At 61.1% G+C, this 9,084-nt stretch carries 10 protein-coding genes; 5 read left to right on the top strand and 5 right to left on the bottom strand.

Features of this window, described 5'->3' with window-relative positions; genetic code table 11:
• Nucleotides 1-308: 308 nt before the first annotated feature.
• On the bottom strand, nt 309-524 hold the full coding sequence (locus tag E4O98_RS19890) for a DUF6434 domain-containing protein (RefSeq protein WP_032880871.1): 216 nt from the start codon (nt 522-524) through the stop codon (nt 309-311).
• A gap of 152 nt (nt 525-676) precedes the next feature.
• Here E4O98_RS19890 and E4O98_RS19885 point away from each other — a divergent pair, with 152 nt between their 5' ends.
• A complete protein-coding gene (locus E4O98_RS19885) occupies nt 677-1,102 on the top strand; it encodes a nuclear transport factor 2 family protein (protein ID WP_248136060.1) in 426 nt (141 codons plus the stop codon).
• Nucleotides 1,103-1,109: 7 nt separating this feature from the next.
• Here E4O98_RS19885 and E4O98_RS19880 read toward each other — a convergent pair whose 3' ends face one another.
• Entirely contained in the window at nt 1,110-2,435 is a 1,326-nt protein-coding gene (locus E4O98_RS19880; protein WP_148853940.1) for a PLP-dependent aminotransferase family protein, read from the bottom strand.
• Nucleotides 2,436-2,522: 87 nt separating this feature from the next.
• Between E4O98_RS19880 and E4O98_RS19875 the strand changes: the two genes are divergently transcribed.
• The 3 genes from E4O98_RS19875 to yghX are packed head-to-tail and all read left to right on the top strand — an operon-like array spanning nt 2,523 to nt 4,891.
• The gene (locus tag E4O98_RS19875; RefSeq protein WP_148853939.1) at nt 2,523-3,413 is read left to right on the top strand and encodes a DMT family transporter; all 891 of its coding nucleotides are present in this window, start codon (nt 2,523-2,525) and stop codon (nt 3,411-3,413) included.
• A 51-nt stretch (nt 3,414-3,464) separates the two neighbouring features.
• Nucleotides 3,465-3,959, top strand: a complete 495-nt coding sequence (locus E4O98_RS19870; RefSeq protein ID WP_103735007.1) for a thioesterase — start codon at nt 3,465-3,467, stop codon at nt 3,957-3,959.
• Between the two features lie 44 nt (nt 3,960-4,003).
• On the top strand, nt 4,004-4,891 hold the full coding sequence (yghX, locus tag E4O98_RS19865) for a YghX family hydrolase (RefSeq protein ID WP_148853938.1): 888 nt from the start codon (nt 4,004-4,006) through the stop codon (nt 4,889-4,891).
• A gap of 18 nt (nt 4,892-4,909) precedes the next feature.
• Here yghX and E4O98_RS19860 read toward each other — a convergent pair whose 3' ends face one another.
• Complete coding sequence (locus E4O98_RS19860) at nt 4,910-5,782, bottom strand: LysR family transcriptional regulator (protein ID WP_148853937.1); 873 nt, start codon at nt 5,780-5,782, stop codon at nt 4,910-4,912.
• A gap of 131 nt (nt 5,783-5,913) precedes the next feature.
• On the opposite strand from E4O98_RS19860, the gene ampC reads away from it, so the two are divergent.
• Nucleotides 5,914-7,053, top strand: coding sequence for a class C beta-lactamase (gene ampC / locus E4O98_RS19855; protein ID WP_032880862.1), 1,140 nt, complete (start codon nt 5,914-5,916; stop codon nt 7,051-7,053).
• Between the two features lie 45 nt (nt 7,054-7,098).
• Here ampC and dctM read toward each other — a convergent pair whose 3' ends face one another.
• Nucleotides 7,099-8,379: a TRAP transporter large permease gene (dctM, locus tag E4O98_RS19850; protein ID WP_248136058.1), complete on the bottom strand. Its 1,281-nt coding sequence runs from the start codon at nt 8,377-8,379 to the stop codon at nt 7,099-7,101.
• Nucleotides 8,379-9,011, bottom strand: coding sequence for a TRAP transporter small permease (locus E4O98_RS19845; RefSeq protein WP_216091280.1), 633 nt, complete (start codon nt 9,009-9,011; stop codon nt 8,379-8,381). Before E4O98_RS19845 ends, dctM begins: the two co-directional genes overlap by 1 nt.
• Between the last annotated feature and the right edge of the window lie 73 nt (nt 9,012-9,084).

The following is a 9,084-nucleotide window of genomic DNA, read 5'->3' as shown; positions in this document are numbered from 1 at the left end:
TAAACCGGCAGGGATGCCGGTTTAGCCGCCCCGCGCCATGGATGGCGCGTGGTGGCGGCCCCCCAAATCCCTGGCGGATTACGGGCACACCGAGCCGAAGCGAGGTGCCGAGTGGTGGGGGCAAGAGCGTTTGGGTTACTTTTGCGCTTTTCAAAAGTGACCCGCTGTAAAAGCGGAACCAATAGTGGTCGTTACCGCAGCAATGGATATGTACTCGGCCTGATCCAACATCCTGGTCGGCCCTGAGGCCGCCATCGGGAGCAAGCCCCCTCCCACATTTTGCTGTATTTGCAATCAAGCACCGTGGCTTAGGGCAGCGTCACCTCGCGACGCTGCCACTCGTCCACCACATCACCCATAGTCTTGGGGACGCCATTGAGAATCCACGCCATAAAGGGGCGGTTGAACTTGAACGTCGGCCCGCACTGTTCACGCATGAAACGGCGCACGTTCTGAGTGTTTTTATAGCCCGGGGTCACCGGTGTCCCACGGGTGAGAGGGTCGCTGTGCCAGTCAAAAGCCATTTTTACCTCGGCTATGGGGTGGTGGTTACCACTCTAACCTCGAATCATTTCAGACCACCTCAAAATTTCACTTTCCTTCCCTGCCGAAATTATTGCATTGTTGTACGACGACATACCTCGTCGTATCCACCCAACAAAAACAAGGAACCCCCATGCCCAACCTCAAAGTGCTGATCGGCTTCCTGTGCCTGTTCTCCGGCTACGTCGCCGCTGCCCCCGCTGAAAAGGAAGTGGCCCAGGCAGTCGACCAGCTGACCCAAGCCATGTTGCATCTGGACGTCAAGCAACTTCACGCGCTGACATCCGACACGCTCACCTACGGCCACTCCAGCGGCAAAGTGCAGAACAAGGCGCAATTTATCGCCGACCTGCAAACCCACACCAGCGCCTTCAAGACTCTGGAAATGCAGAACCAGACCACCACCCTTAATGGCGATACCGCCCTGGTGCGCAACCACTTCCATGCCCTGGCGGTGAACAGTGGTGTGGACACGCCAACCGATATCGACAACTTCCAGGTCTGGCAGAAGCAACACGGCAAGTGGCTACTGATCGGGCGCCAGGCTTACAAATACTGAGCACAGCTCACCACGCCACCACTTTGCGTATCGTCTCCAGGGCCCCACGCAACTGCGCCATCGGCACCGATCCCAGGGCCACGCGCAGTGCGTGGGGCACCTGGGCCGAGACTGCGAACGGTTCGGCGGTGGACACGCAAATGCCTTCGCGCTGCAAGGTCATGGCGACTTGATCGGCACGAGCCTCTTCTGCCAATGGCAGCCACAGAAAATACGATGACGGATGGCTGACATACCGCACGCCCATCAGCACTTGGGCTGCCAATGCCTGGCGGGCTTGAGCATCCGCGCGTTTTTGCGCTTCCAGTTGCGCCACCGTACCGTCTTCGAGCCAGGCCACTGCAATCGCGCTCATCACGCCTGGCACGCTCCAGGTGGTGGCCATGATCGTACGTTCCAACCTGCTCACCCAAGCTGAAGGCGCCGCGATAAACCCTATGCGCAAACCGGCGGCGACATTCTTGGACAGCCCACCCACATACACCGTGCGCTCCGGGGCCAGTGCCGCCAACGGCGCAGGTGCATCTTCGGCGAGAAACGCATAGGCGCCATCCTCGACGATCATCAGGTTGTGCTGCCGGGCAATCGCCACCAAACGCTCGCGCTGCTCCAGGCTCAGTACCCAGCCCAGCGGGTTATGCAGGGTTGGCATGCTGTATACCGCACGTACCGGGCGCTGGCGACACAGGCTATGCAGATGGTCCAGGTCCGGGCCGGCCGTGGTCACCGGGATGGCGACGATTTCCAGGTGCAGGGTTTCGGCCAGCGCCTTGAAGCCCGGATAAGTCAGCGCATCCACCGCGATCACATCCCCAGGCTTGAGCAACGTCATCAGGGTCACCGCCAAGCCGTGCTGGGCGCCGCTGACCACCAGTACCTGCTCGGCGGCCACCGTGAGTCCTCGATTCAACAAGTGCCGGGCCATGGCGGCGCGCTCATGCACGCGCCCTGCATGGGGCTGGTAACGCAGCAGTGCCTCCAGATCGCCCGACAACGCCAACTGGCGCAACGCCGTGCGCAACAGCTCGGCCTGCCCAGGCAAGGACGGGTAGTTGAAATTCAGGTCGAGCAGGCCCGGCGCCACCGTCATCTGCCCGCTGCCCTGCCCCGGCGGCAAGGTGATTTCACGCACGTAGGTACCGCGACCGGTCTCGCCACTGACCAGGCCCATGGCTTCCAACTCGCTGTACACCCGGCTCGCGGTGACCAGTGCCAAGCCATGCTCAGCGGCCAACTGACGATGGGTGGGCAAGCGCGCGCCGGCAGGCATCTGCCCACTGCGGATGGCCTCGGCGAAGGTATCGACCAGCAATTTGTAGCGCGCACGGGGCATCGGGATGTATCCATGACAATTTTTTGATTGTCCTAATCTTCAGCCCTAGGATGAGCCGCACGCAACCCCACTTTCGGACATACCGCCATGGAACGCATCGCCCGCTTCGGCACCCTGGATGTCAGCACTCAGGGTTGGATCAACGGTTTTATCGGCGTGGTGATTTTCAGCGGATCGCTGCCGGCCACGCGCCTGGCGGTCATGGAGTTCGACCCGGTGTTCCTGACCATGATCCGCGCCACCCTCGCCGCCCTGCTGGGGGGCTGCCTGTTGTGGCTATTCAAGCAAAAACGCCCCACCCGTCAGCAATGGGCTCCCTTGGTGATCGTCGCTCTGGGCGTGGTGATCGGCTTCCCACTGCTCACAGCCCTGGCCCTGCAATACGTGACCTCGGCCCATTCAATCGTCTTCATCGGCCTGCTGCCCCTGGCCACGGCGGTATTTGGCGTGCTGCGTGGCGGCGAGCGACCCAGGCCAGTGTTCTGGTTGTTTTCCATCCTGGGCAGCCTGTTGGTGATGGGTTACGCCTTTGCCCAAGGCTTGAGCGCCGCCCCTGCAGGCGACTTGTTGATGCTGTTGGCGGTGCTGGTCTGCGGCCTGGGTTATGCCGAAGGCGCCAAGCTGTCGCGCAGCCTGGGTGGCTGGCAGGTGATTTGTTGGGCGCTGGTGGTGTCGCTGCCGCTGGTGGCACCGTTGAGCCTGCTGCTGGCGCCTTCGACCCTCAGCGGCATTAGCCTGCCGGCGTGGCTGAGCCTGGGGTACGTGGCGCTGTTCAGCATGTTGATCGGCTTTGTGTTCTGGTACCGCGGCCTGGCCCAGGGCGGCATTGCTGCAGTCGGCCAGTTGCAGCTGCTGCAACCTTTCTTCGGCCTGGCGCTGGCCGCGGGCCTGCTGCATGAGCAGGTCAGCCTGGGCATGGTGCTGGTGACGTTCGCGGTGATCGGCTGCGTGGCCGGGGCGAAGAAGTTTGCCCGCTGACGCGTGGCCTGCTAAACAGGGAAGTCGCCTGAACAATAACAAGGACTTTGCATGACCACCGCTTCTCTCCAAGACATCACCGCGCCAGAAGGCATCTGCTACGGCTGCGGCAGCAGCAACCCCCATGGCCTGCATATCAAGAGCCGCTGGGCCGAAGATGGCGTACACGTGGTCGCCGAGCATCAACCCGAAGCCAAATATAGCGGCTGGCCAGACCTGGTCTACGGCGGCCTGATCGCCATGCTGGTGGATTGCCATTCCAACTGGACCGCCATGGCCTACCACTACCGCGCCGAACAGCGCGAACCCGGCAGCCTGCCGCGCATCGACTGCGTCACCGGCAACCTGGGGATCAAATTCATCAAGCCCACACCGATGGGCGTGCCGCTGACCCTGCGCGCACGGGTCGAAGGCGACATCGGGCGCAAAAGCCGCGTGGTCTGCGAGGTGTACGCCGGTGACGTGCTCACGGCCATCGGCGATTCAGTTTTCGTACGCGTCGACACCGGGCAATTGGCCGCGGCCGCCCATGGTCGCGAGGCGTGATCCTGGTCTACAGTGACTGCAACCGCTGATCGAGGACTGCACCCATGCCCCGTCTTACCGCCAAGGACTTTGCTCCCGAACTGCTGGAACTCTACGACGGCTACGCCCACGGCAAGATCAACCGCCGCGAGTTTCTCGACCGTGCCGCGCTGTTCACCTTGGGCGGCCTCACCGCCTCGGCGCTGCTGGCAGCCCTGAGCCCCAACTACGCCCTGGCCGAACAGGTGAAATTCACCGATCCGGATATCGTCGCCGACTACATCACCTACCCTTCGCCCAAGGGCAACGGCACGGTGCGCGGCTACCTGGTGCGCCCGTCCAAGGCTGCGGCAAAACTGCCCGCCGTGGTGGTGGTGCATGAAAACCGTGGCCTGAACCCCTATATCGAAGACGTGGCCCGGCGCCTGGCCAAAGCCGGCTTCATTGCCCTGGCACCCGATGGCCTGACGTCCGTGGGCGGCTACCCCGGCAACGATGAAAAAGGCGTGGCGCTGCAACAGACTGTCGACCCGACCAAACTGATGAACGACTTCTTCGCCGCCATCGAATGGCTGATGCACCACGACAGCAGTACCGGCAAAGTCGGCATCACCGGCTTCTGTTACGGCGGCGGCGTGACCAACGCGGCGGCGGTGGCCTACCCGGAACTGGGCGCTGCGGTGTCGTTCTACGGGCGCCAACCCGAGGCCAAAGACGTGCCGCGCATCAAGGCACCGATCATGTTGCATTTCGGGGAACTGGATACGCGGATCAATGAGGGTTGGCCGGCGTATGAGCAGGCGTTGAAAGCTGCGGGCACGACGTATGAGGCTTACATCTACAAAGGCGCCAACCACGGTTTTCACAACGATTCGACACCGCGGTATGACGAGGCAGCAGCCAACCTGGCGTGGGAGCGCACCCTGGGCTGGTTCCGCAAATACCTCGCCTAACCGCCGCCTTCCACATTCTTATTCAATACACGTCTGCAACCACCCCTTGAACGCCAACATCGCGGGTGTCTCGTTGCGTGACTGCAAACGGGTCAACCAATAACTGCCGGTCGTGATCCCCACATCGAACGGCTGGCGGATCACATCGCTTTCCAACTGGCGTGAAAACATCAACGCTGGCGCCAGGGCCACACCGCTGCCTTGCAAGGCGGCCTCCATCATCGCCAGCGACGAGTCGAACACGATACTGCGCGGCACCAGGGTGTCTGCCGGCAACCCGGCAGCCTGCAACCAAAGGCTCCACTCATCGGCACGGTAAGAGCGCAGCAAGGTGTGCTTCAACACGTCGGCGGGGCTGTGCAATTGCTCGGCAATCTGCGGCACACACAACACCGTCAGCGGGGCTTCCAGCAAAGGGCAGGCCTCGGTGCCATGCCAGGCGCCTGCGCCAAACCGAATGGCGTAATCCAGGCCCTCGGCAGCGACATCAACGCGGTTGTTGTGAGTGGACAGGCGCAAATCAATAAACGGATAGCGGCTGTGGAAATCCGCCAAACGAGGCAATAGCCAGCCCACGGCGAAGGTGCCGACCGCGCCCACTGTCAGCACCTCGCGGTAGTGACCGCCCTCGAACTGGCCCAGGGTGTGGGCAATACGGTCGAAGGCTTCACGCAACACCGGCAACAGGGTTTCGCCTTCGCGAGTGAGCATCAGGCCGCGTGGCAGGCGCTTGAACAGCGTGACATTGAGCTGCGCCTCGAGGCTTTTGACTTGATGGCTGACTGCGGCTTGGGTCACGCATAGCTCGATGGCCGCGCGGGTAAAGCTCAAATGGCGCGCCGAGGCTTCAAAAGCGCGCAGGGCATTGAGGGGCAGATGGGAACGCAACAAGGCTTACCCCAATTTTTCTAATGGCTGGTGCGAGATATCATCGTTTGCTCCGGGTATAAAATCCACCTAGATTTGCCACGCCTGCGCAGGCTCTGATCATCATTGCCACTTTTACATGGAAGCGAATCACCATGAAATATCAGCCAAAGTACCTGGTTTCAGCTTTGCTGCTCGTATCCGGCGGCTGTATGGCCGCCACCGATATACGCCAGGTCGTGGACAGCAACGTCAAACCCTTGATGCAACAGCAAGGCATCCCCGGCCTTGCAGTCGCGGTGGTGAACCAGGGCAAGGTGCAATACTTTAATTACGGCGTAGCCGCCAAGGACACCCAGGCCGCGGTCACTCAAAACACGCTGTTCGAAATCGGCTCGGTAAGTAAAACCTTCACCGCTACCCTTGGTGGTTATGCCCAGGCCATCGGCAAGCTCAAGCTGTCGGACACAGCCAGCCAGTACTTGCCGTCCCTGGCCGGCAGCGCGTTCGATCGCATCAGCCTGCTGCAACTGGCGACCTATACCCCTGGCGGCTTGCCGCTGCAATTTCCGGATGCAGCCGACAGTGCATCGACCATGCTGGGCTACTTCCAGCATTGGAAGCCCACTTACGCTGCGGGTGAACAACGCTTGTACTCCAACCCCAGCATCGGCCTGTTCGGCTACCTGACCGCGCAAAGCCTGGGCCAGCCGTTCAACGTTGCCATGGAGAAGACGCTGCTGCCCAAGCTAGGGTTGACCAACACCTATGTCAGCGTGCGCACGGACAAAGCCAGCCAATATGCCCAAGGCTATGACAAGCAGCAAAAACCTGTGCGCGTCAGCCCCGGCGCGCTGGACAGTGAAGCCTACGGGCTCAAGACCACCAGCCAGGACCTCGCCCGCTATGTCATTGCGAACATGCACCCGCAAACCCTGGAACAGCCCGTGCAACAGGCCATCGCCGCCACCCACGCTGGCTACTACACCGTGAACGGCATGACCCAGGGCCTGGGCTGGGAGCGCTACCCCTACCCCATCACCCTGCAAGCGTTGATCGACGGTAACTCCACACCGATGGCAATGGAGCCGCACAAGGTCACCTGGCTCAACCCGGCCCAGGCGCAGCCGGCCAACGTGTTGTACAACAAGACCGGCTCTACCGGTGGCTTTGGTGCGTATGTGGCGTATGTGCCGAGCAAGGATATGGGCGTGGTGATTCTGGCCAACAAGAACTACCCGAATGCCGAGCGGGTAAAAGTGGCCCATGCGATCTTGAGTGCGATGGATCAGTAAGGCCGAAACAATCAACAAATGTGGGAGGGGGCAATCCCTCCCACCTTACATCCCCAGCCAATGCGGCAGCGCAAGGGAAATGAATGGCAAGTAAGTCACCATGATCAGGAACACCAGCAAAATCATCAGCCACGGCATCGCCGCGCAAATGGTCTGCCCCAATGTCAGCCCGGTCACCGCCGAGGTCACGAACAGGTTCAGTCCCACCGGCGGATGAACCAGGCCGATTTCCATATTCACCACCATCACGATCCCCAGATGAATCGGGTCAATCCCGAGCTTCATCGCGACCGGGAAGAAGATCGGCGCCAGGATCAGCACGATGGCCGACGGTTCCATAAAGCTGCCGGCAATCAGCAGCACCACGTTGACCATGATCAGAAAACCAATCGGCGTCAGCCCTTCGGAGATCACCCACGCAGTGATTTCCTGGGGGATCTGCTCCGTGGTCAGCACATGGGCAAACAGCATGGCGTTGGCGATGATGAACATCAGCATGATCGACAAGCGCCCCGACTCCAGCAGCACCTTGGGGCAGTCGCGCAGCGTCATGTCCTTGTAGATGAACAGCGCGACAAACGCCGAGTACACCGCCGCCACCGCTGCGGCTTCAGTCGGGGTGAACATGCCGCTGTAGATACCGCCGAGGATGATCACCAACAGCAACAGGCCCCAGAACGCCCGGCGTGCGCAACTGAGCCACTCGCGGAACGTCGCCCGTGGTTGCGCGGGTAGCTTCTTGATACGCGCGACGATGTAGATCGCGATCATCAACATCAGGCCCAGCAACAGTCCCGGGATCACCCCAGCCATGAACAGCTTGCCCACTGAGGTTTCGGTCGCCGCCGAATACACCACCATCACAATCGAAGGCGGAATCAGGATACCCAAGGTCCCGGCGTTGCAGATGATCCCCGCACCAAACTCCTTCGGATAACCGGAACGCACCATGCCTGCCACGGCAATCGAGCCCACCGCTGCCACCGTGGCCGGTGACGAGCCGGACAGCGCGGCAAACAACATGCAGGCCAGCACCGCCGCAATCGCCAGACCGCCACGGATATGACCGACACAGGCATTGGCAAAGTCGATCAGCCGCTGAGCCACGCCACCAGTGGTCATAAAGGCACCGGACAGCAGGAAGAACGGGATCGCCAGGAAGGTGTAGGCATCGCTGGTTTCAAACAGCTTGATCGCCAGGGAGCTCACCGAGTCCTGGCTGAACATCAGGATCGACACCGCGCCGGACAGCCCGAGGGAAATCGCAATCGGCACGCCAAGGAACATGAACACGAACAACAGCAGAAACAGACAGAGCACGGCCATCAGTGACGCTCCTCATGGCTGCCGGCCAACTTGCTGGCCTCCCCGGCCTCATCGGCCAATCCCAACCCGACCTGGCGGTGGGTAAAAATGCGGTAGAAAATTTCCAGGTAGCGAATCAATACCAAGGCAAAACCGATAGGCACGATCACCACGATGTCACCGACGTCGATACCGAACTGGTCAAGGTCCTCGGCACCGATATGCGCGGTCATTACCGCACTCACCCACTTGTAGCTGGCGACCATGAACAGGCCGGCGTAGGCCAGGCAGCACAGGCAGGCGAGCATCCCGAGCAAGCGTTGTACCGGGCGTTTGGTCAACCTGACCAGCGCGTCCACGCCCAGGTGGCCGGCGGTGCGTACTCCGTAGGAAATGCCGAAGAAAATCAACCAGCCGAACATGGCCTTGGTCAGCGCCACGCTCCAGGTCATGTCCTGGGCCCAGGTCATGGCGGTGTCGCCCAGGGCATTGAAGAAGTGACTGCTCCAGGCCCATTTATCCGCCAGAGCAAAGAACAGGGTGTAGATGTTGTTGAGCATGACGTAGACGAATGTCACCAGGGTCATGGCGGCCAGCAGGAAGGCAATAAAGCCTTCCTCCAGGTGCTCCCAGACGCGCCTTAGCGTTTGCATGGCAAAACCTCGCGAGGCAAATGAAATACCAGGGTGGAACTTGCCCAAATGTAGGAGGGGGCTTGCTCCCGAT

Origin of the sequence: Pseudomonas sp. W2Jun17 (assembly GCF_023127795.1) — a bacterium.
GTDB lineage: Bacteria > Pseudomonadota > Gammaproteobacteria > Pseudomonadales > Pseudomonadaceae > Aquipseudomonas > Aquipseudomonas synxantha_A.
The sequence above is the reverse complement of the archived record's forward strand: the minus strand, read 5'-3'. Positions and strand labels throughout refer to the sequence as shown.

What these genes read in the sequence shown, in the direction of transcription:
- E4O98_RS19845 (WP_216091280.1), bottom strand. Translation starts at nt 9,011, where the DNA reads ATGCAAACGCTAAGGCGCGTCTGGGAGCACCTGGAGGAAGGCTTTATT.
- E4O98_RS19870 (WP_103735007.1), top strand. Translation starts at nt 3,465, where the DNA reads ATGACCACCGCTTCTCTCCAAGACATCACCGCGCCAGAAGGCATCTGC.
- E4O98_RS19885 (WP_248136060.1), top strand. Translation starts at nt 677, where the DNA reads ATGCCCAACCTCAAAGTGCTGATCGGCTTCCTGTGCCTGTTCTCCGGC.
- E4O98_RS19880 (WP_148853940.1), bottom strand. Translation starts at nt 2,435, where the DNA reads ATGCCCCGTGCGCGCTACAAATTGCTGGTCGATACCTTCGCCGAGGCC.
- E4O98_RS19890 (WP_032880871.1), bottom strand. Translation starts at nt 524, where the DNA reads ATGGCTTTTGACTGGCACAGCGACCCTCTCACCCGTGGGACACCGGTG.
- ampC (WP_032880862.1), top strand. Translation starts at nt 5,914, where the DNA reads ATGAAATATCAGCCAAAGTACCTGGTTTCAGCTTTGCTGCTCGTATCC.
- yghX (WP_148853938.1), top strand. Translation starts at nt 4,004, where the DNA reads ATGCCCCGTCTTACCGCCAAGGACTTTGCTCCCGAACTGCTGGAACTC.
- E4O98_RS19875 (WP_148853939.1), top strand. Translation starts at nt 2,523, where the DNA reads ATGGAACGCATCGCCCGCTTCGGCACCCTGGATGTCAGCACTCAGGGT.
- dctM (WP_248136058.1), bottom strand. Translation starts at nt 8,379, where the DNA reads ATGGCCGTGCTCTGTCTGTTTCTGCTGTTGTTCGTGTTCATGTTCCTT.